Consider the following 24,811-nt stretch of genomic DNA (forward strand, 5'->3'; position numbering starts at 1 on the left):
TTGTGTTATTCCCAGGAAACAAGGGTGAAACCCGGTACTTCATCCCAACCATCCAGGCCCTTGTAGCTCGTCATGGCAGCGAGCTGAAGGACTTGGTGGTCGTAGCGGATGCGGGGATCCTATCTGCCGCCAACTGCGCCGCTTTAGAAGACCTCGGCCTGTATTTCATCGTTGGATCGAAAAGCTCTTCCGCGAGACAAGACCTCCTGCAAGCACTGCCCAAAGACCAGGTGCCTAGTGAGTTCATGGACGGCCAGATTTTCGAGACCACGCGCGTCATGACCCATCAACGTCAGGAAGCGGTCCGACGCGTGGTCTACCAGTACCGGGAGAAACGAGCCGCACGCGACCGCAAGGTTCTAGCTGACCTGCGGGACTACGCCCTGAAAGTTCAAAGCCAGCCCTCCCGCCTGGCCAAAGCCAAGTTCGTTACCGTCACCGGCAAAACCACGCGATTCAACGAGTCTCTTTACGACCAAGCGGTCGCGCGGGTAGGGCTGAAAGGGTACGTCACGAACCTTCCCGAGTCCTTTCCTGGCTCTGAGATCGTTGCATGGTACGCGGATCTTTTCCAGATCGAACGCTCTTTCAGGATGGCGAAAAGCGATCTCGCAGGAAGGCCTTTCCATCACTACACGGCCAACGCAATTCAGGCCCACCTGGTCATCGTGTTCACAGCCCTTGCGGTCGCCCGCTACCTCCAAACGGCGACAGGCACGAGCATCAAGCAGATCCTCAAAGACCTCAAACCCTTATGCGATGTCACAATCGAGATCGCCGGGACCCAGCAAACGCTACCCAGCCATATCCCCGAAGAGTTCCGCCACTACCTCAAGACCGAACCGGGGCACTAGCCGCGTCAGAAGTCAGGAGCCGCACCGCAACCTTGACATCACGCTTCGAAATGTCCATACCACAGACTCTTTCATGAACAATATCCATAAATCTTCATCCTTTCCCCTCACCATCGACACACACCGGAACGGGGCACGGCCGGGAGGAAGGGAAAACTACGAAGAATCTAATACACGTGCTCTAGGGCAACAATCCACCGTCCCTCACGGAATCCTCCAGATCAAGCTACTAAACGGGCTGCAAACACCAAGTCTTTCCGACCTTGACAGCCATACCCACCCCACCATGATGCCAAAGACAGGCCCTCAACAGAAGCCATCAGAAACCAAGCAGGCACCCAACCCAGCCACCACAAGATTTTCCAACACCACCAGGCGGGAAAAGCCGCCCCGAAGCTACTAAATGAAAAACGCCAGTTACTGTAATGCTTGGGAGTGGCTGATCTGGGATTGGCTGGCAGGATAGGTTTCAACCCTTGGGGCGTGGCTCAGCCAGTTATTAACCGGCAGCCGCCCGGCAACGACACTGCTGGTGGCTATTGTGTTCTTAGTGTGATTTGTCCGCTCCAGGGGCCCCGACTGGCCTGACCTGTTCATCGTGGCTTGATTGAGAGGCATGTCCAACCTGTCTGGGTTGTGACTCATTACAGTATTGCCCTGTGAGCACACGCATTTTCCAGACTAGAAGCAATGACGCATCCTGCGCTCTGGTTGAAAAATGGAAGGAAACACCACGCTCATGAGAATTGCCCGCACACTTACCAGTACGTGGTGGGAGTAGACACCCACGCGCGTTCCCACACACTCGCAATAATTGACGCCGCTACCGCCGCTAAAATCGATGTTGCACACTTCCCCTCTACTCCGGCAGGTTCTGCTAGGTGTATCTCTTGGATGACCAGGCGCACTAAGACCAAAATTGTGCAAGTCTTGATATCCATGGAAGGAACCAACTCTTATGGCAGTGGGCTAAGAGAATCTATGGAGAACTCTGGCTTCCAGGTGGTAGAAGCCCCGCTGCTGCAGATTCGAGGAAAGAAACGCGCAGCGAAGAGCGACACACTTGACGCGGTGCAGATCGCGATCCGAACCCTACCGATACCAATAGACCGTTTGACTGTCCCTCGTAATGGGGACGAGCGCCAAGCGCTACGAATCCTCCTGGGGACAAGATCACAGATGACCCGTTTATCAACGGCAACGATCAACGCTCTGACCGCTCTGGCACGCACCAACAACCTTGGCGTGGATGCTCGAAGGCCCTTGTCAAAGAAACAGATCCGCCAAATCAGCGCCTGGAGAACCCGCGATGCTGACTCGTTATCGCAAAGAATTGCCCGGGACGAAGCAAAACGACTTGCCACCAGGATCACCAGTTTGTGGGAAGAAACGAAAGACAACCTCATGGCTCTTGATACCTTGACTACCTCCATGAGTCCTGCCCTCAGAGCAATGAAAGGTATCGGTCCAGTCAGTGCCGCACAATTCCTTATCAGCTGGTCCCACCCAGGACGCATTCATAGCGAAGCCGCGTTCGCGTCCCTTGCCGGAGCCAGCCCCATCCCAGCATCCTCAGGAAACACCCAAAAGCATCGCCTCAACCGAGGAGGGGATCGCCAACTCAATCAAGCACTCCATACTGTGATCTTGGTAAGGATACGAACCGACCCCGACACCAAGACATACGTCGAAAAGCGCACCCAGGAAGGCAAAAACAAACGCGAAACCATGCGCTGCCTGAAACGCTACCTAGCCCGCAAAATCCACCGCACCCTCACCAAAGAACAAGCCGCCCCAAGGGAAACTGCTCCCTCCAAAAACGTCGCTTGACACATATAGAAGCATCACAGATAACGTTATAGTCCCCTGCCGGACACACGAAGAGCTAGTGGAAGCCCTTGGCTTGGCTTTGGGGCAAGCCTGGGATGATGATCTTGAGCCGTTCCGGTATGCGGGTGCAGGGGCCCCTGTGCGCTGGCTGCACCGCGTAGGCTGATAGTGATGATGCTGAGGCAGGGGCCGCTGGTAGCCCCCGTCGAGGAGCCGAACAGGGAGCGTGACCGGCCTCCGCGGCAATCCAAACTCGAAGAAGACAAATAGGAACTATGGCTTAGGGGAGTGGTTTGGGAACCATAGGTGATCGACTAGGCGCGGACCTGCAGGCACTATTCGGTGGGGAAGGGGAAGCCTCACCGGACAGTGCCGACAGCCCGTCGGACAAAGCCGATGGCCCAGTGGATGACGCCACCGAACGGACCGTCGACCCGGCGGCTGCCGAGGCGGACGGTGAAAGCGTCCTCGCGCAGACTTCAGAAGAAGAAACCCGCACGGCCAGCTCACCCGAAGAGACAGTGTTCGTCACCATCGCCGAACTCAGTGGGATTGACCGCGCCGCACTGACCGCTGAGACAGGGCTGGTCGACATAGCGGTTGATGGCTTGGCCCTGTGGGCGGTGGTAGCGGAATTAGAACGCAGCGTTGGTGACCGTTTCTTGGACGAGGACGTCCGCCAGTGGCAGACCGTGGGCGAAATGGTTGAGGCGGGGCAGCGGGCGGCCCGCTAGGTGCTTTCCTGTCGACGCGCGAGCCTCCTGCGAAGTTTCGTCGAAATGTTGACCAAATTACACTGATGCCCTAATATGTGACAGTACGCACACACTCAGTCGATGTCTCTTGGAGTTGCACACGATTTGACCGGTCAAGTAGTCGGTTTGGTAGCTGATTCTTGACTTTGATGGCGGTTCTTGCTCGGGCGATGTTCTTCTTGCACTGGCGTCGACGCCTCTAGTAACGGGAGTAACGTTGAAACGAAGAAGTTGGACGGCGCGAGCTGGCGGGCTCGCGGCGATAGCATTGGCGGCGGGACTCAGCGTTCCCGCCTTGGCACCCGCGGCGCTCGCATCACCCACGGGCGAGGCCCCATTCGTAGTGGGTGCCCGGCAGCTGAGCAACGGTGGTGGCTCGGCGGGCACTCTAGATCTCACGCAGGTCGGGAACCTGGATTGGGTCCACATCACAGGAGCGCAAACGAACCGCAAAGATATCGCGGATCCGATCATATCGGTGGAGGACCTAAACACCGAGCGCGCCACAGGAACACTCGGTGACAGTCCTTACACCTACGTGTGGACCGACGGTGCCCCGACTGAGGTGGGCAGCGGGACCACTCGGGGCGGCGTCTTTTTTCATAACCCGACCGAGGGTGCTCCCGGAGGATACCGCATCGAAGTCCCTGCATCTGATTCTCTACGCGAACTCAGGGTTATCGGAGGGATTTGGAATGCAACCGGTGAGCTGACCATTCAGAGCGGGCCGGATGCGGAACCGTCCTACAGGGAGCTTCTGACCGCGGGCGGCTCTCCGATCGTCAGAGACTACACCGTCCTGATCTCGCCGGGCGAAGGTCTCGTCTTCACATCCAACGCGGCGACAGGTGCGACGATAGACGGAAACGTGTCTCTCGCAGCTGTTGCATTATCAGAAATAGGAGCCGATGACGGTGAGTTCGGTATTACCGCGTTCGACGCACCCCCCACAATCAATCTGACCGAGCTTGGCGCGATCGACTGGCTTCACCTAGATGGCATGAGCACGGACCGCAAAATAGACGGTGGTGAGACGATCACAATCTCAAACCGTTCGCCCCTTCCGATTGACCCAATTGCGGCGGCAGACCACCCTGTTGCTTTCTCGTGGTCGGATGGAACCCCCACGGAATCCGCATACGACGTCCGTACGGGTGGCGTGTTCTCGGTACGGGGGACTAACGACGGTGACCCTCGAGGGTTCGACCTAGGCTTCACTGCTTCGAACGAGACACGAACCGTGAATTTTGTGGCCAGCTCATGGAATGCAGACGTAGAGCTGAGTCTGTTCTTAGACGGATCAGACACAGCAGCCGATGTGGACTACAGCCTCAAATCCCGAAACAACGTGTCGACTGCCAAGCTGTTCGTTGTCGAACTGCCAGCCGGCCTGTCCGCGCGACTGGAAGGCCAGATCGTCACTGCCAACCACGATTATGCGAACGTTGCTCTAGCAGGCATCGCTGTGTCCGGTCCTGATGCCTCGGACTCGCGAGCAGAACTTGAGAGCCTACTGGACGACGCTAAGAACATAACGCCACTTGAAGCCTCTGAGCAGATGTATGCGCAGTTAGCTGCGGCAGTGAACCAGACTGAGACGCTGCTGGCCGGTGACCCCTCAAGCGCTCAGATTGAAGCCCAGTTGCGCGTGCTGCAATTAGCATACGACGCTGCACTGGGATCCGCTCCCTACGCGTTCACAACTAGCCCTGGTCTGACATCGTCGTTCGGTTGGGAGGGCGACCGCCACGCTCCCATCACATTTATTGATGGGTCGTACAAGCTGCGGGACCGCGGTAATTTGATGGTGACCTTTGGCGTCCCTGGCATCCCCGGGGAGATCGACTGGTATAACGCTGAGGGATACTTGCCCGCATTCGTTTCGGAGTTCAGCAAAGCAGGAATGGACTTCAAACACATCAACTTTGCCAGTGAAGCGACCATCGATGGGAACCACTTCGAGATTGAGTACTCGCGACAGGTCGTAACCAATAACAATGACACCGAAATGAAGCTGCCCGTAGTTTCTGCCGAGCTGGTTCCTCTAAACGCCGCGGCCGAAGCTAGCGCCATCCCGGCGGGGGCTACGTTCACTCGTGATTGGGCTATTGCGGGCGATCGCTTCAACGGGACGTACGCGTGGCCATCTGCTGAACAGATCAAGGCCCAAGGCACGTGGGATGACAATTATCAGCACATGGCAGATCACTGGAACACGCGGCTCGAACCACTCGCGGCCATCAACGAATTGCCAAGCATGGCTAACGAAGATCTCATCAACGCCTACAAGGCAGGGTTCATCTACACGCACATAATTCGCGATGACATTGAAGGCAAAAAGCAGCTGCATGTGGGTGAGAACGGGTACGACGAGCTCTTCGATCACGACACCATCGGAATCGTGGCTGCGCTGTTCACCATCGGAGACTTCACCTACGCTCAAGACTATCTAGAGACTCTTCCAGCGCACCTACAGTATGACGATGCAAAGTGGAAGTACTCCTGGCCGTTTGCGCTCTACTTGCAGCGTGCTGGTGACGATGAGGATGCCGAGGCCTTTGTGCGTGAGAGGTTCGAAGTCATCAAGGCGAACACACACAAAATCGAAACGGATCGGCAACTAAGTCCCGATGGATTCAACATCATGAAGGAAACCTCCGCGATTGACTCTAGGGGATTGTGGACGATTGACAATTGGTCGGCTCTGGCTGGTCTGTCAACATACGCCTACATCGCCGACAGGCTTGGCGAAGTGGAAGAGGTTGATTGGGCGACAGAACAGTACGACAGCTTGATGGCAGCGGCCAACGGCCAGCTTGAAAAGACAGTTACTGACAACGATCTTTCGTACATTCCGATGTCGATGGTTGAGGCTAACGAAGATGGTCCTCGGAGTGATCCTCGCGATGCGAACTGGGCTTCAATGTTCTTGTTTGGGCGTTGGGGTTGGGATGGCTACCTGTTTGGCGCTGAACAATCAGGCCTGATGGTGGACTGGATCGACCAGACGTATGGCTACGGAGCTGATCGTCGCGTGGATGCTGGCGCGTCGGATAACCCCTACAACTTCGGCGGTTACCCACACGGATACTTCTCCAGTGCCTACAACGCCGGCTATGGCAGCACAGCGCTGCGTGGTGAGGCCTATCGCGACGCGGGCATCCGCGGATACGAGTTCATGATTAATGAATCTCAGAGCTCCCCCTTTGGTTGGTGGGAAGGGATCGGCTACCCGAATGAGAACTCCCCGTGGTCCAGAGAGCATGCAGCAGGTGGTGGTGGATCCAACCAGCACATGTGGGGACAGTCCACGGCAACGAAGGTCCTGTTCGACTCGCTGTTTGCACTCAAATCTGATGGGACCGCCATTATCGGCCGGGGCGTTCCCGTGGAGTGGGTCGCCGACGGGGAGGCGATCGACGTCAGTAATTACCCTGTTAACGATGGGGGCCGCGTCGGCTACAAACTCAGTACGAGCGGCGACGAGATTCACGTCGACTTCTTCGGAGACACTGACAAGCTGGAGAACTTCTCCATTGAACTGATGGTTCTTCGTGACAACATTGCCTCGGTGAACGTCGCTGGTGCTGAAATCGACAGGGAAGCTGGCATTGTGGGCGTTCCGAGCTCAACCGAATCTGTTGTAATCACGATGGGCGAGGAGCCGGTACCACCCCCAGAACTGACTGAGGTGACTGCGGAAGCGCCAACTAGGGACGGCAACAGAGTGACGATCCCAGTCGTTGAGGGCGTTGTTTACGCCGATGCCGACGGTAACGCTTATGGGCGTGAGGTCGACATCCCCGAAGGTGGTTCGTTGAAGGTATTTGCGAGCGCCGCCGACGGCTACAAACTGGCAGATGGCGACACCACCTGGGAATTCGCACATGATCCGTCTAGCCCTGTCGACCCTGAGGGTTCTCAGAGCGGCCCACAAAGCGGGAGCACCGCACCTGCGGGCGCAGCAGCCAACAGCGATGACTTGGCAACCACTGGGTTTGGCAGCACCATGGTTGCCATCATGGCCGCGTTGTTGCTGGGAATCGGCGCCGTTACCATCCGAAGGTCGGCACTGATGCGCTGATGAAGTTGCGGGTGCGATCTTTCGGTAAGGCGCTGTCCCATAGCCGGAGGGTCGTGCCCGCTAGAAGCGGCTGACATCAAGAGCTAAGACGGGTGCAAGCGTGACAGGACGTCACACGTGCGCCCGTCTTGCGTTCAAGCAAGCTGATCGCGCGGGCCTGTGGGGGCCGACGTTATGGGCCTGGCGTTTCGGCCAGGTCACGCAGCACCGGAACATGAGACAACCCGTCCTCGCCAAAGAAACAAATAAGGCGGAGCGGTTTTGAACGGGCTGTTGCCCTTGGGGGACGGTCCTTCGAGGGGATATTTGGAATGGTGCCCGGGGATGCAAATGGCTGGCGGTTTTCTCGGTTTGTGGGACGGCGACACTCGAGGTCGGATTGGCCGAGCACGGGCGGGAGGGAGAGCGAAATCCACCGGACAGCAAGGAAAAACCTGACATTAGGACACGGTTTGGTAACGGAACTCACCGTGATTTGACCGGTCTAACGCCGAGATATAGACTTTGTTGTAAGTCACCAATCCCTGTGGGGTTAAAATCTAGTTGATTTTGACCGTTCAAGAGGTTGGGTTGTTCCGTACTTTTAGCCCTGCGTTCAGGTAGCGGTCAGGTGACTGGCCACGGTGGGGCGACAGAGACGGCAACAACAGTGTGACTAGGGCGAAACCACCTGCAGACACAGATAGGAGATTTCAGTGAGGAAATCATTGATAACCGCAGCCGCCTTGGCACTCGCTTTGAGTGTGAGCGCGTGCTCGTCCGGCGGGGGAACCGAAGAATCCGCCGATGCCAAGACCGATACGGAGACCGAAGCTGACGCCGACACTGGTGAGGGGCGAGGTCCCATTACTTACGCACAGGGCAAGGATACTTCCGGCGCCCTCCAAGCCATCATCGACGACTTTAACGCCGATCACCCCGGGGAAGAGGTAACGTTCGTCGAGTTACCTGAGTCCGCCGACGACCAGCGCACGGCCCTAGTCCAAGATTTCCAAGCTGGGGCTGGCACATATGATGTAGCTGGACTCGACGTGATCTGGACCGCGGAGTTCGCCGCGCGTGACTGGCTCTTGCCTCTGGATGACGTAGATACCAATGGCCTTTTCCAGTCGACGGTTGATTCGGGTACCTACGAGGGGACCCTTTTTGCTGCGCCCTACAAGACCAATGCTTCCCTCTTGTTCTACAGGAGCGACCTGCTCGATGAAGCCCCAACGACTTGGGACGAACTCATCAAAGACTGTGAAGTCGCCGTTGAAAACGACATGAAGTGCTACGCCACACAGCTGGCGCAGTACGAAGGTCTGACGGTCGCTTTCTCCGAGGTTGTCAACTCTGCCGGGGGCGCCATTCTTGACGCCGAGGGCAACGTCGACATCGACACTCCACAGGCTGACGAGGGCGTTTCGTTTCTCTCTAACGGCCTGAAGGAAGGCTACATTCCCGAGGAAGTTATGACGTTCATGGAGGAAGAGTCACGGCGCGCCTTCCAATCCGGTGATTACCTATTCCTGCGCAACTGGCCCTACGTTTACAACCTGGCTGAGGAAGAAGGCGAAGACTCCCAGATTCAGGGCAAATTTGAAGTTGCTTTGATCCCGGGTGCCTCGGGCGTTGGTGCCTCCACCCTGGGCGGCTACAACATCGGCGTTTCGAAAGTGACGCCTTACCCCGCGACTGCGCAAGACTTCATTAACTACATGCTCAGCGAACCCGTCCAGAAGCGCATCATTCAAGAAACCGGTGAGCCCCCAGTTCGTGAGTCCCTGTACTCAGATGAAGAACTCGTGAAAGAAATCCCTTACTTCGAGATGCTTGGCCAGGCAATTGAGCACGCTGTCGCACGCCCTCAGGCCGTAGCGTACTCGGAGTTCAGTCAGGCGCTGTCCGAGAACTTCTACAAGGACCTGCAGGCTGGCACTGACCCGGCAGTATTCCTTCCTGAACTGCAGAGCACACTGCAGAAGGTAGTTGAGACCAACTAGCCGTCCGCGATAGCAGACCAGGAATAGCAGACAAACAAGGTGGTGGTGTCCAATGACGGTACAGACGGCTCTCCGAGAATATTTTGAAGATCTCGAATCACCGAATGAACAGTCAGGCACCACCCACCTGCTCGATGACTGGCATGTCACCCAAACCCACTGGGACCTTGGCACGAACCGTGCGTGGGAGGGCCTGCTGACGCAAGGCAACGGTTACCTACACCTGCGAGCCAGCTTCGAGGAGGGCCTCCTCGACCATCCACAGAATGTGGAATACGAAAGAAAAATGGAGTCAGTGACCGTTGAGGTGGCTGCTCACCAAACCACCAGACAGGGTGTCTACATCCCCGCGATTACAGGGGAACACCCCGCGGTGCGGGAGACCGTACTGAATCTTCCGTGGTTCGCAGACATCAGGATTAGTGCCGACGGAGAACAGTTTGACATGGCACACTCGGACGTGTCGGAGTTTTCCCGAACGCTCGACTGGCGAACCGGCATGTTAACGCGTCGAGTGCGGTGGACCACTAGGTCCGGAGCGGTTATCGATCTGGTCTGGGAACGTTTCGCCAGCCAAGACAATCGTCACCTGTTCGCTCAGCGTCTTCACACCGAAGTTCGTCGAGGGCATCCTCGGATCTGCTGGCAAAGCGCAATCAGCGCGGACGTTGTGACGAATGGACACAGGCATTTCCCGGCCATCTCCACAGGAGCTTCGAACGACGCTATCGAGTGCACGGTCATCACAGACAAGGGCGACGAAGTGTCCATGGTTTCGCGAGTGGTGTGCCAAACACCGCAGGAAGCGTCCTCCACCCACTTTGTCACCGACACTGAAGCGGAAATCGCTTGGGAAGCGGTGCTTACGGAAGGGCAGTCTGGGACGCTGCACAAATACACCGCGTTGACGACCAGCCGCGATGGGACGATAGACCCCTCACTGAGTGAGGACTCCTTAAAAAGGGCGTACGACGCAGCGCGTGACGCGGCAGATGCCGGATGGGACCGGCTTTTGGCGGCCTCGGCCAAAAGAAGCAGCGCAGCGTGGGAAGTGGGCGACCGCGCCGACCAGACCTCACTTGTCGACGTGCCGCATCTCCGTTGGGCCACCTACCATCTTCTGCGCTGCACTCCTGCATTCCAAGGAATAACCCAGGTTTGTCCGAAAGGCTTTGCAGGAGAGGCCTACTATGGTCGGTATTTTTGGGACACTGAAATCTTTCTTTTCCCGTTCTACTTGCTAACTAATCCGCTGGCAGCTCGCGGGCTGCTGGAATACAGATACAACACGTTAGACGGCGCTAGACGAAATGCGCGGGAGTACAACTGTCGCGGTGCCAAATACCCGTGGCAATCGGGCACGGACGGCGACGAGCAGTGCCCCCTGTGGGAGTACGCCGACCTGGAACTGCACGTGACTGCGGATATCGCCTACGCTTTAGCGCAATATGTCAACAAGACTAACGACATAGATTTCATGTGGGACCGCGGGGTCGAAATTTTGCTTGAGACTTCGCGATACTGGTCTGACCGAGTTGATTGGGACAGCCAAGGAGTGCCCCACCTCATCAACGTCATGGGGCCCGACGAATACTCGCCGATGACCCGCGACAACGCTTACACAAACCGGCTGGTGCGGTTCAACCTAGATCAGGCGATCAGGTGGGCTGGGCGCATGGAGCGCGAAGCACCGGAAACTTGGTCTGAGCTGACGGAACGTCTAGGTTTCCGACGAGAAGAGTTGGAAGGATTCGCGAAGATATCCGATAGGCTCCCGGTTCCCTACGACCCAGAGCGCAAACTGATCCTGCAGTCAGCAGACTTTGAGGACTACGCGGTAATAGACATTGACGGCATCTGGCAGGACCGCACGAAACCGTTTGGTTTCTACGCAACCCACGAGACGCTGTACAGGTCCCGCTGCCTAAAACAGGCAGACGTAGTTATCCTATTGACACTGTTTCCCGAAGAGTTCGATGACGAGCAAGTTGAGTCAGCATATGAGTACTACAAGCCATACACCGTCCATGACTCGTCACTTTCACCGGCCGCTCACGTACAGGTCGCTCAACGATTAGGGAAAGCCGAGGACATAAAGGAGTTCGTGGAGAAAATGATCGCAGTTGACTTTGACTTGAGCCGTGGAGGCGCTGCGGATGGCATGCACATCGCCAACTGCGCCTGCATCTGGCAGTTAGCAGATGCGGAAACCCCATCATGATAAACAAGCCGAAACAGAATAAGTCGAGAGTTTCGAGAGTTGAGGCACGTACGGCATATTCCCTAGTTACCCCCACTTTGATCGTTCTCTTGGCGGTCATCGGGTATCCAGTCGTTCGTGCCATCGTTCGCTCTTTCTACTCTGACCCCATCGCCGCCACCCCAGAGTTTATTGGCTTTGGCAACTATTCCAACGTGCTCTTTGGTGACCTCTCAGAATCCTTTTGGGAGGCGACATCCAACACCCTATTCTTCACGGTCACTACCGTGATCCTAGAAGTCATCATTGGGATGGCAATGGCCCTAGTTATGAATTTGGGGTTCAGGGGACGCGGCATTGTGCGTGCGGCCATCCTGGTTCCCTGGGCCATTCCCACGGCCGTTGTAGCGGTCATGTGGCGCTGGGTGTTCAACGTTGACGGGATAGCGAATCACCTGATCGGCAAACAAATCCTGTGGACGGGAGCTGAGTGGCCCGCAAAATCCGCAATCATCATGGCCGATGTGTGGAAGACGGCGCCATTCATCGCGCTGCTCACCCTCGCCGGACTCCAAGCTATTTCGACTGAGGTTTACGAGGCAGCGAAAGTTGACGGGGCTGGCCCTATACGCAGGTTCTTCTCGATCACATTGCCACTGGTGAGACCAGCCCTAGTTGTAGCAGTCCTGTTCCGCATGCTAGACGCGCTTCGCATGTACGACCTACCTCAGATTCTGACGCACGGAGCGAACAACACGAACACCCTGTCAATGCTGGTCGTGCGCCAATCGATCGGCGCACTGAAGGCGGGACAGGGGTCAGCCCTCTCTACCCTGACGTTCATCATCATCTTTGTGATCGCTTTTCTCTACATCCGTCTGCTCGGCGCAGACGTGATGGCCGGACGTGACGGGAGGACATCCTGATGCCTCGACTCGCTTCCCGCACGCTCCGCATGACTGGGACGGTCATTGGCCTCCTAGTGCTCCTAGTGTTTTGTCTAGCGCCCTTCTACTGGATGATTGTTTCGGCACTGAAGCCACCGACGGCCATCTTCAACAATGAAATTTGGCCCACATCCATGTCGTGGGACTCGCTGGTCGCCGTCTTCAGCAAGAAGAACAATTTTGGTCAGTCCCTCATAAACTCGATAATCGTCGCTGGGACAACAACGGTCTTTGCAATGCTAGTTGGCATATTCTCCGCATACGCGATTGTCCGAATGAGGTTCAGAGGACGAACGTTCGTTCTGGCCCTAGTCCTAGCGGCATCGATGTTCCCGGGGGTCGCTATCCTGACGCCGTTGTACGAGCTGTTTGCGAATTGGGGGTGGATCAACACCTACCAAGCGATGATCATCCCGGACATGTCGTTCGCGCTGCCGCTTGGCATTTGGACGTTGACAACATTTTTCAAAGAGATGCCTTGGGACCTAGAGCAAGCAGCGCAGATCGATGGCTGCACGCCAGCGCAAGCATTCGTGAAGATCATTATCCCGCTGGCTGCGCCCGGGGTCTTTACAACTGCGATCATGGTCTTCATTACCTCTTGGAACGAGTACCTGATCGCCTCAAACGTGGCAATCAGTGCCGACGTTAGCCCAGTGACCGTCGCAATCGCTAAGTTCACGGGCGAATCGTCGTTCCAGCAACCATTTGGTACCCAAATGGCCGCGGGGGTCGTGGCGACTATTCCGCTTGTTATAGTTGTACTAATCTTCCAACGGTGGATCATCGCTGGCCTTACATCAGGCGGCCTGAAGTGATCGGAGTGAAGAATTAAGGACGTCTCTACCGCCAAGAATGGCTTTGGGCGTGCCACAATCCGAACGGTTGCGCAAGCTGCGGGGGTGTCACGCCAGACAGTCTCAAACGTGCTGAACTCTCCGGAGCGCGTGAGTCAAGATCTGCAGGAGGCTGTCCACAGGGCCATCGAAGAAACTGGCTATAGACCTTCCAGCATGGCCCGCTCCCTGGCGCTGCAACGTACAGGCCTCATTGCCTTCCGTGTCGGCGACGGGATGCGGAATGAAGCTTCGCTGCTGGACCCGTTCATGCGGGAGGTGGCGAGGGTAGGCGCTCGACGAGACTACCGGCTGGTGCTGAATGCGGTTGCGGATGACGACTCATCACAGATCGAGAGCTACCGTGCGCTCATGGCCAGTAACTCAGTGGACGGTGTGATCATCGTCGAAACGCACCCGGACGATAAGAGAGCACAGTGGCTAACCGAGAACGGTGTTCCATTCGTGGCGTTTGGGCGTCCCTGGGGTGAAACGTCCTCTGAACATTCTTGGGTGGATGTGGATGCTCGGCTTGGCATCCGCCAGGCAGTTGAGCACCTACACGCGAATGGTCACGAGCGAATTGGCTACCTTGGGTCGCCACCCGATGGAGGTCGCCGTGAAGACCGACGCGATGCTTGGCGCGACGCGATGCTGGAGGTTTCCGGCAGAGTCACGGTCGACGACGTCGAGGCTCTGTACTTCGAAACCGATCTACCTGCCGATGACAAAAAGTTAGACGACTTTCTCCGGAGCACGGAAGCGACAGCCGTCATTGGCCAAGACGACAGGTTTGCATCACAAGCAGTGCGGTCAGCCGTCCGAATTGGACTGAAACCCGGAAAGGATTTTGCTGCTGTAGGGTTCGACGATTCCTTGATTGCGACGGACGCTCAGCCTCCGATATCTTCCATCGCACAGCCGCTAACCGAAGCAGCCACGTTGGTCTGGGATGCTTTGCTCTCCCAAATAGGAGGGGACGAAGAAGCTCCACTACAAGTGCTGATACCACCGAAGCTGGTCGTGCGCGGGTCTTCGGATTTTAAACTGAATCAAAGTGGCACCTGAGAACACGCCGGGCACCCTGCTAAGCAATGAGTCCGGCTTAGCCCAACTTGTGTTTTTGCCTGATCCTTTGGCTGTGTGTCCGCTCTGCAGCTAGCGAGGTGTGGTTGGGGCCGGTGGCACCAACCACCATGGCCACTAAAACGGAACTTCAAGTGGCAACGAACGAAACGTCGCAGAACCCGGGTTTGGTCGCTTTTGGGTGCCTTTACTCTTCGGGTGGGTGATTGGCGTGTTTTCGTGGGGCGGTTTCGTGAAGAGAGCGGTGGGGCTCATGGAAGGCGTACCGCCCGTATCTGTCATGCCGCAGGCCACTTGAGGAAGAAAAGGGCACGCAGAGCGGTCAGGAAAGCGGCGGGACACAGTCCGGCCGCGAATACTCTGGTGGCCAGACGTCAATCGTGACCTTGCCGCCCACATGCGCCTACGTCCTTCGTGCCAAGTGACCGCAGTAGCTTGAAGTGACCCCAGTGGTCCTTCCGGTTGCGGATTCCCTCTGCTGAGGTCACTTGGTGTGTTGGTGGCCTCTGACTTCTCAGTCTGAAGTCGAACGAGCGGCCTCACGGGTCAGGCTTGCCTGCCGCCGGCATAATGAGAACTTCCTAGGTGCCGGCAACGGCGCGGCAGGCGCGGGCACAACCGAGCTTCGCAGACGCCCTCGTCAAACCAGGACACTAAAACGGCACGAGACAAGGCAAGGGCCGCTGATGGCAGCCACCATTGCCAGTAAGATTGAACCGTGAGTGACAACAAACAGAATGCCGCAGGGCAGAACGCCGCAGAACAGATCTTTGCTGGATTCGATGGCTCCTACGAGGCGCTAGCTAGCTACGCCCTCGCGCAAATCTACCGGCGCTGGGCCGCTGGCCACGAGGACGCGCCCCAAGCGGACTCTGAATCCATTCTGAGAGACGGCCGAGAACAACTGGCCAGCCTGTGGTTGTCCCTACGCGAAGACGATACCCTTCGCGTCGACCAGATTGTCGCTGAAGCCAGTCAAAACAAGTTGGATCTGAGTGCTGTTTTTTCAGAAGTGTTAGCACGCAGAGGGCACCTAGTTTCTCGGGCAGCTGCGCTCAGCGCGTCTAACCGAGCCCTGAACACCCTGGTCGCAAAGGTCGTGGGGCACGTCGACAGTGTCCTAGAAACTAGCCGACCAGATTGGATACATTTCAGCGCGGACTTTGCGCTTGTGGCCTGACTGGTTCAAAACGGGGTGCGCTGGTTCAGGCATCGCATACCGTGCGACTGGTCTTGGAACGTGTCACCTGGTCCAACGAGGAAGAATAGTGCCACAGGGAAGAAGGGCCAGCACACGCGAAGGAGATTGTGATGGTTGCGAAGAAGGCGGCTGTTTGTATCACCCCGGCGCCAGCTTGGGTTCCCGATCCGTATGGCCGATACGACCATGATCACGACCTAGCTGAGGTCGACTACTACTGGGCGGGCGTTCGTGGACGCGCATACTACGGATCGGCCTACGCTGATCTTAGGACCTGGGGCAAAAAGTATCCCAACGAAGTACGGAGATTCCGGTTTCAAATTGCTTGCGAGCCGGACAATCCGCATGACGGTACAGCGGTTAAGTTGATGATCGATGGCCGTCTTGCCGGATACGTCGCAGCACACCTAAACGGCAACATTTTTGACATCGTGCACTACCTCAACGCGACGGGCTCCCCATGCGAAGCGTTCGGGGAATACTCCTGGATGGATCCCGACAACGATGGAGATTACGAGGAGGGTGCATGGGTTGCTCTGCCCACATTTAGATGGCGGGATCAGCTCATCGATCAGCAAGCCATATTCGACCAGTTCCGGGAACGCTTGTGGGATCGAGCACCGGAGGATCTACGCGAACAGATCGAGAAGAATGGCTTCCATTTTGACGACCAGACTCTCAGCTGGTTCGTCGACCACCGCTCTCAGGCGCCGCTGGTGCCTCTCCCTAGCCGTGCGGATTCCGAGTATGTCACCCCTGCTACACAGCAGTGCCTACATGACCTTAGGCATGAGCGCAACGAACGACGTGTGCGAGAGCGTATCGAAAGGAGGCTTGCAGAAGACGCTGCTCGCGAATCACGACGCGCCGAGAAACGCCGCGAACGGGAGGAACGTGAAGCCAAGGCTCGAGAACTCTTAGTCCAAGGCTATTCGAAGACGAGAGTTCAAAAGGAAACACGCCTTAGTTGGGAACGCATCAGTGAGTTCCACGCCGCGCTAGGAATCGAGTCCGTGAATGAGGGACACAATCAATCTAATTCTGAAGCGCGCCAGCGAAGGACCGCCCTCGCTTTCGAAGCGTTGGCTCTACAGGAACAGGGATCGACGAGAAGGGACATAGCGAGTGTCCAAGGCTGTTCTGTCGAGACAGTGAAACTCAGGTTGCGTGACGCTCGGTTTTGGAGGACGCCTGAGCAAGACGGTGATCGCCTAGAAAACGCGAGGAAGGCGTCAAGCAAGGATGACGCGGGACTTGCGTCTCTTTCTGATGGTGCGCGCAAGACGGCTCGGCGCGACGTGGCAGTCCTGCGGGAGATGCACCCTCATCTACTTGGATGAGGGACGTTGTATTGATTTACGGGTTCCATTCCTGAGGATTATGGTGATTGTGCCCTCCGCGCCGACTTCTGCGTGGTCGGTGAGGGTGTGCCAGAGGTATGGGGTGAACTTGATCTGGTCGCGGTCTAGTTCTGCGACGCTCGTTTTGTAGTGCTGGTAGGCGGCGACACGGTTTTGTCGGTCGGTGATTTCTGCCAGGAGCGTCTCGTGCTGCTCTAGTAGCGTCATGTGTTCGGCGGAGAGTTTGTCGAACCGCTGTTGGTAGTCTGCCTGGTTTTGGGGGACGCGGGCGTTGGTGGCGATGAGTTTTTCGATGGCGTCAGCGACTGTGGCGGCTTGGGTGCTGAGTTGGTCGGCTTCTAGGCGTAGGTCGGTGGTGTCGAGTTCGGCGAGCAGTTCAGCTTCGAGCAGGTCCTCTCCCTGGCCGCGGCTGGCGAGCATCTGCCGAACAGCGTCGAGGAAGGCGTCTTGGATTTGTTGGTCGGTGAGGTGTGGTGTGGCGCAGGGGGTGTCGCCGTCGTATTTGTGGTTGCATCGCCAGATGCGTTTTTCGTATTTGGATCCGGCGTGCCAGGTTTTGGATCCGTACCAGGAGCCGCATTGTCCGCATTTGATTTTGCCGGAGAAGGTGCGCTGGCGAGAGGCGGAGCGGCGTCCGTTCTTCGTGGCGGCTAGTTCGGCTTGGACGAAAGTCCCACACTGCGGGGTTGATGATCGCTTCGTGGTTGCCGCTCACGTAGTACTGGGGTACTTCTCCCTGGTTAGTGACTTGTTTTTTGGTGAGGAAGTCAGCGACGTAGGACTTTTGCAGGAGCGCATCGCCTTTATATTTCTCGTTTGTGAGGATGCTGCGTACTGTTGCAATGGACCATTTGTCGCGTCCTGCTGGTGTCTGGTGGCCTTCGTCGGTGAGTTTGTGGGCGATCGCGGTCAGGGACATTCCTTCAAGGAAAAGGGAGTAGATGAGGCGGATCGTGACGGCTTGTTCCTCGTTGACCACGAGGTTGCCGTCTTCGCCTTTGTCGTAGCCGAGGAAGTGGGAAAAACCTAGGGTGACTTTCCCGTCTGCGAAGCGTTTACGGTGACCCCAGGTGACGTTCTCGCTGATTGAGCGGGCTTCTTCTTGGGCGAGGCTGCTCATGATGGTGATGAGGAGTTCACCTTTGGCGTCGAAGGTCCAGATGTTTTCTTTCTTGAAGTACACCTCAACCCCATGGTCTTTGAGGGTGCGCACGGTGGTGAGGCTGTCGACGGTGTTGCGGGCGAAGCGGGAGACGCTTTTGGTGATGATGAGGTCAATCTTTCCGGCCAGTGCGTCAGCGATCATGGACTGGAAGCCGACGCGTTTCTTGGCGGAGGTGCCGGTGATTCCTTCGTCGGTGTACATGCCGGCGAACTGCCAGCCGCCGTGGTCGTTGATGTAGTGGGTGTAGTAGTCGACTTGGGCTTGGTAGGAGGTGACTTGGTCTTCGTGGTCGGTGGACACGCGCGCGTATCCGGCGACTCGACGAGCGGTGGTTTGAGTCAGTGGGGTTCCGGTGTGGAGGCGTTTGGTTGCGGGGATCGCGGTTACTTTGCGTGCCATCAGCGTTCCTCTCGCTCTGCGCGTAGACGCTTGGCTTCTGCGGCGCTGACGGCTCGAAAGTGTGCGAGTGCTTCTGGTGGTGTTTTGACTTTGCGGGCGTCTTTGGCTCCAGTCCTTTTGGCTTCAGCCCATCTGGCTTTGACCAGTTGTGACCATGCTTCTTTTTTCGCTGGTGTCCATGCATCTCGTTTCAGGTTCGCTTTCCACTGCCTGTTGGTTCTGGTGCCGTTAGTGAAGTGGATTGTGTAGTTGTCGGGCGCGGTCACGTCAATGTGATGGATCCGGGCGTTGAACACGGCCTCGTCGAACTTCGGGATACCCAAGGTTTCGGCGAGGAATGATTTGAACGCGCTTTCTGAGATCGTCCGCGTACCGCACTTGGTTTTCTTCCCCTCCCTGCGCCTGGCACAAATCCAGTACGAGGTGGAAATGTCTCGGTCGCTTTTGCGTTTGCGGCTGGCGTGAGCGAAAGAGCAGTCACATGCTGTGCACCTGATCCGCGACGTGAGAACGGTGGTTGGGATCGACCAGTTCGCGAGTGCTCCTGCCTCACGGCGGCGTGCCCGCTCGACTTGCACGGCTTCGAAAGTTTCCTTGTCAATGATCGCGGGGATCGTATCTTCGACCCGGTACATGGGTTCTTCACCCTGGTTGTGCTTAGTGTGTTCCCCAAGCGTCGTCGAATGGAACCTTCCCAGAGTGAGGGTGTCGGTGTAGGCCTCGCGGGAGAGCCATTCCCTGGGCACTTCGGGCGAGAACGGTTTTCCTTCCCGCGTGTAGACACCTTCGCTGGTTAGGTCGGCAACGAATCGTTCCATGGAGACTTTATCCAAGAACGCAGCAAACGCGCGGCGAATGATTTCGGCCTCAGATTCGATGATTTGCACGTCGGTCGCGTCGGCGGAGTCGGTGTACCCGTACATGTGGAACCCGTTAGCCAGTCCTTGTTCGAACTGTTTACGTACCCGCCATTTCACGTTGGCTGAGATTTGTTCGGATTCCGCTTGGGCGAAAGAGGCCAGGAGGGTGAGCATGAACTCCCCATCAGCGGTGGCGGTAGAGATGTTCTCTTTCTCGAACCGCACTTCAACGCCCAGGCTGTTCAGCTCACGCACTACTTCGAGCAGATCTACGGTGTTGCGGGCAAAGCGGGAGATGCTTTTCGTCAAGATCAAGTCGATGTTGCCTTGACGCGCGGAGGCGAGCATGGCTTGGAACTGTGGACGGTTCGTGGTGGTCCCCGATATACCAGAGTCAGCGTAGACGCCAGCGTATTCCCAGCCGGGCGTGGATTGGATCAACTGGGAGTAATGGGAGACCTGCAAGGACAGCGACTTGGGGCTGCGCTCAGTTTCCATCGAGATGCGAGCGTAGGCGGCGACGCGCAGCACGCTCTTTGTTCGCTGTGGTGGTGTGATCCTCCTGATTTCACTCAACTGGCTCCTCCTACAGGCACTGATGAGCGCGGCGCGCGCCGGTGGGATTGACCTGATCCTCACCAAGAGCATCTCCCGGTTCGCCCGCAACACAGTGATCTTGCTGGAAACGGTGCGCGAACTGAAAGACCTCGGTGTCGAGGTCCGGTTCGAGCGAGAACAGATCAGTAGCCTGACCGGTGACGGAGAGCTGATGCTCTCGATCCTTGCGTCCTTCGCTCAGGAAGAAGCCTGGTCCACCTCAGCGAATGTGAAGTGGGGGATCAGGAAGAACTTCGAACGTGGTATCACCAACCAGATGTGCGTCTACGGGTACACCTGGACAGGTAGCGAGTTCCTCATCAACGAGGTGCAGGCCGAAGCGGTGCGCTTCATTTACAAGCGGTTCCTGGAAGGCGCTATCTACGCCGATATCATCCGCGAATGCGAAGCAGCCGGCTATGAGGCGTACTGGGGTGGCATGTTCACGACAGCCGCATTGAAGATGATCCTTCGGCAAGAGCGCTACACGGGCAACACGCTGCTGGGGAAGAGCTTCAATCCCTACCCGGGTCACCACGGAATGAAGAACACGGGGCAGGCTCCCATGTACTTCGCGGAGGGCACCAATCCCCAGATCATCGACCAGGAGACTTTCGATGCCGCCCAGACCGCCCTCGCCAAGCGGACAGCCGCGAACGCGCATCCCAGGTCACCGCGCACCGTGTTTTCTGGACACATCTGGTGCGGACCATGTCAGGTCAGAGCCAACCGTGCGGTTGCCCGCTGGCAGGGTAAGAAGATGCCGCTATGGCAGTGCCCACTGCGCGGTAGAGGCAAGCCTGCGGTCTGCATGGGTGGCTCGGTGCCCGAACCGAGGCTTGAGGAAATCACCTGCCTGATCGCCAGCAAACCCGAGTTCACCACTGGTCTGTTCGAGCAGACAGTCGTGAAGGTCGTGATCTGGTCACCGACCAAGGTCCGTTTCCACCTGCGCGGCGGCAAGGTGTTCGAGGTCGAGTTCACCAAGGGCAGGTACGCGAAACCGCTCACCGCAGAGGACTTGATGGAGGTGAAGCCGTGAGTATCAAAGTCACGCCGATCCCCGCGAAGAAGCCCATCATCTCTGGGGCAACAGCATCTGGGACCGCTACGCGGCGGGTTGCCGCCTACGCCAGGGTTTCGACCGCGAACGAAGAACAGGCCACTTCGTATGTGGCGCAGGTCGATTACTACACGCAGCTCATCAACTCGCGCGCTGACTGGAAGCTCGTGGAGATCTACACCGATGAGGGAATCACGGGCACCAGCACCAAGCACCGCGCCGGGTTCCAGAAAATGGTGGCCGACGCGCTGGCCGGGGAGATCGACCTAATCGTCACCAAGTCGGTGTCCAGGTTCGCCCGCAACACCGTCGACAGCTTGACCACCGTTCGCTCTCTGAAAGAAGCAGGGGTGGAGATCTACTTCGAGAAAGAGAACATCTGGACCCTGGACGCCAAAGGCGAACTGCTGATCACCATCATGTCCAGCCTCGCGCAAGAAGAGTCGCGCTCCATCTCAGAGAACGTGCGTTGGGGCGTGAGGAAACGCTTCGCGGACGGACAAGTCACCGTCCCGTACCCGAACTTCCTGGGCTACCAGCGCGGCAGTGATGGCAGACCCCAGATCGTGGAAGATGAAGCGAAACTGGTGCGCCGCATCTACCGGATGTTCCTAGCGGGCCAGAGCTTCGGGAGAATCGCGGACACCCTCACCGCTGAGCGCATTCCCAGCCCCGGCAAACCAAACAACCGGTGGTATCTCCAGACGGTCGCGTCAATCCTGCAAAACGAGAAATACCGGGGTGACGCGCTCCTGCAGAAGACCTACATTCAAGACTTCCTGACCAAGAAGCAAGTCAAGAACCAAGGTGAGGTTGCCCAGTACTACGTCACCGGGTCACACGAAGCGATCATCGACCCGGAAACGTTCGACCTGGTCCAACATGAAATACGCACCCGGAAGGGCCGGCGCACGCACTACCCGTTCACCCAGAAACTCCAATGTGAGGTGTGCGGGGCCTGGTACGGCTCGAAAGTGTGGCACTCAAACGACCCCTACCGAGCCGTGATCTGGCAATGCAACAACAAATACAAGGTCGAGCACCCCAAACCGATGCCACACCCCACCAGCCCCGAAATCGAGACGCTCTTCCTCGATGCCCTCAACAACTACCTCGCAGGGCACAAGCAGATCGCCGCGAACATCGAGGCCGCGATCCTCAAGGTAATGGACACCAGCGCACTTGAAGCCGAGCAGGCCGACCTCGCCGTCCGCATGGAGGGCTTAGCCGCGCTCATGACCAAAGCCGTGGAAGACAACTCCCGCCGCTCTCAGAACCAGGAGGACTACCAGCAGCGGTTCAGCAGTTTGGAAAAAGACCACGCAGCAGCCTCCGCAAGGTACCAGGCCGTCGTCGCAGAGATCGAGTCCAAGCAAGGCCGGGCCGCGCAAATGCGACACCACCTGAACACGCTCAACGCCGTCAACCCACCCGTGGTCGAGTTCGACGAACGCCTCTGGCACGTCCTAATCGACCACGCCACCATCAACCCAAACGGTGACATCACCTTCCTCTTCAAATGGGACAGCTGCCAATGAGCGGCTACGACGCCGCGAAGTAGAATGACCGTTAGAGGGGGCCCAGTGCTGTGCGCACAGGGCTACCCCTCGTTCAGTCACCGGAGGTTCGATGGAGTTCGCGTCCCTGATCCGAGAGGCGCTTAGCGTGCTTTCCGCGCGGAGACCCTTATTCCATTCTGAAGCTGACCTCCAACACGAACTAGCCCTGCAGATCGTTCGCCTGGACCCCGACGTTGAGGTCCGCCTGGAGCGCCCCATTCGCTTACCAGGCGCGCGGCCAATAAACCTGGACGTAATGCTCCAACGCGGGGACCAGCAATACGCATTGGAACTGAAATACGTCACCGCCAAACTGGACGTTACCGTCGGCAGCGAAGAGTTCCTGCTGAAATCCCAAGCCGCTCAAGACCTGCGCCGCTACGACATCCTCAAAGACATCACCCGCGTAGAGCAACTGGTTGAGGCGGGAATCGTCCTTGGCGGCATGTCAGTGACCATCACCAATGACCGCAGCCTCTGGCAAGAAACGCGCAGGATGGAAACCGTCGACCAAGCCTTCCGTCTGCACCACGGGCGAACCGTCACCGGCAACCTCAACTGGGCCGAGACCGCCGCCGCAGGCACCGTTCGTGGAAGAGAAGCCACGCTGAACTTAACGGGTTCGTACACACTGGACTGGGTGGAATACTCAGAAATCCCGGCACCCAGAAACGGTGAATTCCGGATGCTCATCGTGGAGATCGGCCCGGCTAGTTGCTGATGCTCGACAAATCTGCAAGCAGTGTTTTTGGTTAGTCCATTCTTGTCAGGGCAGAATAGACAGGTAGTGGTAGTTCGGGCGGTTCGGCACGAGGGGAGCGAACACCATGCCTTCTGACGGGTTTTAGGCGACATTAATAGTAGCCGTTGTAGGATCCGGAGCACTCTCAGCCCTCGTCACAGAGCTGCTGCACCGAACGCGTGCAGACAGGCAGCTCGACAGCGCACGTGCGTTGAAGGACCAGGTGGATATTCTCCGTGAGCTCGAAAAGGCCCCGGATCAACCGGATGCGACGGGCACCGGATTAGCGCTTGTGATCCGGCTGGGCCTCCGAAAGCAGATCATGAACCAACTTGTCCCTCCCTTCGGGACGCTACACCTCGTGTTCGGTATAGCAGTGTCCCTGGTTGTCGCAGCTTCCGGCATTTTGCTTTGCCTATTGGGCGACACGGCGAGCGGAAAAGGGTCTGGGGTCGTGATGATCATCTTGGGGGTGGCCTTGCTTGCCCTAACCGTGATCGTGGCGGTTGGTACGGCGGGTGTGCAGAATAAGGCGGATAAGTACATGGACGCCTTGGACGGGCAGTCCGGTGGCGGGTCAAAGCCTGGCAAGGGCCGGTTCAACCTTGTTGAAAGAATTGCGGTGGACGGCTCGGTGCGAAGTGTCTTGCGCAGCCTTGAGCTTTTGCCCGTCGACGGCAAAGGAGGCGGGAATGCCCAATTTGCTGGAGATACAAACGTCGGGGCCCCTCCTGGCGGAGATACAAACGATGGCACCGCTTCTGGGGAAGTGCCAGCGGCCACTGAAAAGCTCACGCCGCAGCCGGTACAAGGTGGCGACCGCCCTGGTGCAGCGGAATGATGCTTCATTGGCAGGCCAGAGAGCCGGATAGGCTGATCAGCTAAAATCGATTGATGACTGTCCACAGCGTTGCAACCACCACTTGAACCCGCCCAGTACACGTCCTTGCGTTACACCGAGACCATGGAGCTAGAAGGGCTACGCCCCTCCGTCGGCACGATTGGCGACGCCTACGACAACGCCCAGGCCGAATCAGTCATGGGCCTGTTCAAGAACGAAGCGGTACGCAAGGACAGTCCCTTCAGGGTTGGCCCCTTGAAAACAGTGGCAGACGTGGAAGACCTGACACTGGAATGGGCCACTTGGTACAACCAAGACCGCCTGACTTCTGACGCGGCTAGTGCCCCGGTTCGGTCTTGAGGTAGTGGCGGAACTCTTCGGGGATATGGCTGGGTAGCGTTTGCTGGGTCCCGGCGATCTCGATTGTGACATCGCATAAGGGTTTG

Annotated in this window: 17 protein-coding genes and 4 pseudogenes; 17 read left to right on the forward strand and 4 right to left on the reverse strand. The window is 57.4% G+C overall.

The genetic code is table 11. The features are described from left to right. From FYJ24_RS11870 to FYJ24_RS11925, 12 genes and pseudogenes are all read left to right on the forward strand, one after another. The coding region (locus tag FYJ24_RS11870; RefSeq protein WP_154546663.1) for an IS1634 family transposase at positions 1 to 854 on the forward strand (854 nt) is incomplete at its 5' end. Between the two features lie 690 nt (positions 855 to 1,544). After that, entirely contained in the window at positions 1,545 to 2,684 is a 1,140-nt protein-coding gene (locus FYJ24_RS11875; RefSeq protein ID WP_404814714.1) for an IS110 family RNA-guided transposase, read from the forward strand. A 52-nt stretch (positions 2,685 to 2,736) separates the two neighbouring features. After that, positions 2,737 to 2,850 (forward strand): annotated as a pseudogene (locus FYJ24_RS11880) (DUF3145 family protein); the annotation flags it as partial. Between the two features lie 127 nt (positions 2,851 to 2,977). Next, positions 2,978 to 3,418: a hypothetical protein gene (locus FYJ24_RS11885; RefSeq protein ID WP_154546664.1), complete on the forward strand. Its 441-nt coding sequence runs from the start codon at positions 2,978 to 2,980 to the stop codon at positions 3,416 to 3,418. Positions 3,419 to 3,656: 238 nt separating this feature from the next. Then, positions 3,657 to 7,523 carry a hypothetical protein gene (locus FYJ24_RS11890; RefSeq protein ID WP_206192704.1) on the forward strand — a complete coding sequence of 1,289 codons (3,867 nt, stop codon included), beginning with the start codon at positions 3,657 to 3,659 and terminating at the stop codon, positions 7,521 to 7,523. 695 nt (positions 7,524 to 8,218) lie between these two features. Further along, positions 8,219 to 9,508 (forward strand): ABC transporter substrate-binding protein, encoded by a 1,290-nt coding sequence (locus FYJ24_RS11895; protein WP_154546665.1) that lies wholly within the window; start codon positions 8,219 to 8,221, stop codon positions 9,506 to 9,508. 52 nt (positions 9,509 to 9,560) lie between these two features. Further along, complete coding sequence (locus FYJ24_RS11900; protein WP_154546666.1) at positions 9,561 to 11,729, forward strand: glycoside hydrolase family 65 protein; 2,169 nt, start codon at positions 9,561 to 9,563, stop codon at positions 11,727 to 11,729. Beyond that, on the forward strand, positions 11,726 to 12,634 hold the full coding sequence (locus FYJ24_RS11905; RefSeq protein ID WP_154546667.1) for a carbohydrate ABC transporter permease: 909 nt from the start codon (positions 11,726 to 11,728) through the stop codon (positions 12,632 to 12,634). The genes FYJ24_RS11900 and FYJ24_RS11905 overlap by 4 nt, the downstream gene beginning before the upstream one ends. After that, positions 12,634 to 13,473 (forward strand): carbohydrate ABC transporter permease, encoded by an 840-nt coding sequence (locus tag FYJ24_RS11910; protein ID WP_154546668.1) that lies wholly within the window; start codon positions 12,634 to 12,636, stop codon positions 13,471 to 13,473. Before FYJ24_RS11905 ends, FYJ24_RS11910 begins: the two co-directional genes overlap by 1 nt. Positions 13,474 to 13,530: 57 nt before the next feature. Beyond that, entirely contained in the window at positions 13,531 to 14,559 is a 1,029-nt protein-coding gene (locus tag FYJ24_RS11915) for a LacI family DNA-binding transcriptional regulator (protein WP_318656702.1), read from the forward strand. A gap of 736 nt (positions 14,560 to 15,295) precedes the next feature. Next, on the forward strand, positions 15,296 to 15,757 hold the full coding sequence (locus FYJ24_RS11920) for a hypothetical protein (RefSeq protein WP_154546670.1): 462 nt from the start codon (positions 15,296 to 15,298) through the stop codon (positions 15,755 to 15,757). Positions 15,758 to 15,888: 131 nt separating this feature from the next. Further along, the gene (locus FYJ24_RS11925) at positions 15,889 to 17,118 is read left to right on the forward strand and encodes a hypothetical protein (RefSeq protein ID WP_154546671.1); all 1,230 of its coding nucleotides are present in this window, start codon (positions 15,889 to 15,891) and stop codon (positions 17,116 to 17,118) included. Here the strand turns inward: FYJ24_RS11925 and FYJ24_RS13645 are convergent. The 4 genes and pseudogenes from FYJ24_RS13645 to FYJ24_RS11935 form a co-directional block, all read right to left on the reverse strand. Continuing rightward, a complete protein-coding gene (locus tag FYJ24_RS13645) occupies positions 17,107 to 17,559 on the reverse strand; it encodes a hypothetical protein (protein WP_450097633.1) in 453 nt (150 codons plus the stop codon). The two genes, FYJ24_RS11925 and FYJ24_RS13645, sit on opposite strands and share 12 nt — an antisense overlap. Before the next feature lie 63 nt (positions 17,560 to 17,622). Then, positions 17,623 to 17,733 (reverse strand): annotated as a pseudogene (locus FYJ24_RS13650) (recombinase zinc beta ribbon domain-containing protein); the annotation flags it as partial. 136 nt (positions 17,734 to 17,869) lie between these two features. Then, positions 17,870 to 18,703: pseudogene (locus FYJ24_RS13655) on the reverse strand (recombinase family protein); the annotation flags it as partial. Then, positions 18,703 to 20,139 carry a recombinase family protein gene (locus FYJ24_RS11935; RefSeq protein WP_225872164.1) on the reverse strand — a complete coding sequence of 479 codons (1,437 nt, stop codon included), beginning with the start codon at positions 20,137 to 20,139 and terminating at the stop codon, positions 18,703 to 18,705. The pseudogene FYJ24_RS13655 and the gene FYJ24_RS11935, both read right to left, overlap by 1 nt. Between FYJ24_RS11935 and FYJ24_RS11940 the strand changes: the two genes are divergently transcribed. From FYJ24_RS11940 to FYJ24_RS11960, 5 genes and pseudogenes are all read left to right on the forward strand, one after another. Further along, positions 20,117 to 21,202 carry a recombinase family protein gene (locus tag FYJ24_RS11940; protein ID WP_318656701.1) on the forward strand — a complete coding sequence of 362 codons (1,086 nt, stop codon included), beginning with the start codon at positions 20,117 to 20,119 and terminating at the stop codon, positions 21,200 to 21,202. The two genes, FYJ24_RS11935 and FYJ24_RS11940, sit on opposite strands and share 23 nt — an antisense overlap. Then, the gene (locus FYJ24_RS13470) at positions 21,199 to 22,761 is read left to right on the forward strand and encodes a recombinase family protein (RefSeq protein WP_206192705.1); all 1,563 of its coding nucleotides are present in this window, start codon (positions 21,199 to 21,201) and stop codon (positions 22,759 to 22,761) included. Before FYJ24_RS11940 ends, FYJ24_RS13470 begins: the two co-directional genes overlap by 4 nt. A gap of 91 nt (positions 22,762 to 22,852) precedes the next feature. Then, positions 22,853 to 23,503 (forward strand): hypothetical protein, encoded by a 651-nt coding sequence (locus FYJ24_RS11950; RefSeq protein ID WP_154546675.1) that lies wholly within the window; start codon positions 22,853 to 22,855, stop codon positions 23,501 to 23,503. A gap of 244 nt (positions 23,504 to 23,747) precedes the next feature. After that, a complete protein-coding gene (locus FYJ24_RS11955; protein ID WP_154546676.1) occupies positions 23,748 to 24,365 on the forward strand; it encodes a hypothetical protein in 618 nt (205 codons plus the stop codon). 90 nt (positions 24,366 to 24,455) lie between these two features. Then, positions 24,456 to 24,689 (forward strand): annotated as a pseudogene (locus tag FYJ24_RS11960) (integrase core domain-containing protein); the annotation flags it as partial. Positions 24,690 to 24,811: the final 122 nt, after the last annotated feature.

The organism is Scrofimicrobium canadense (genome assembly GCF_009696615.1).
GTDB lineage: Bacteria > Actinomycetota > Actinomycetes > Actinomycetales > Actinomycetaceae > Scrofimicrobium > Scrofimicrobium canadense.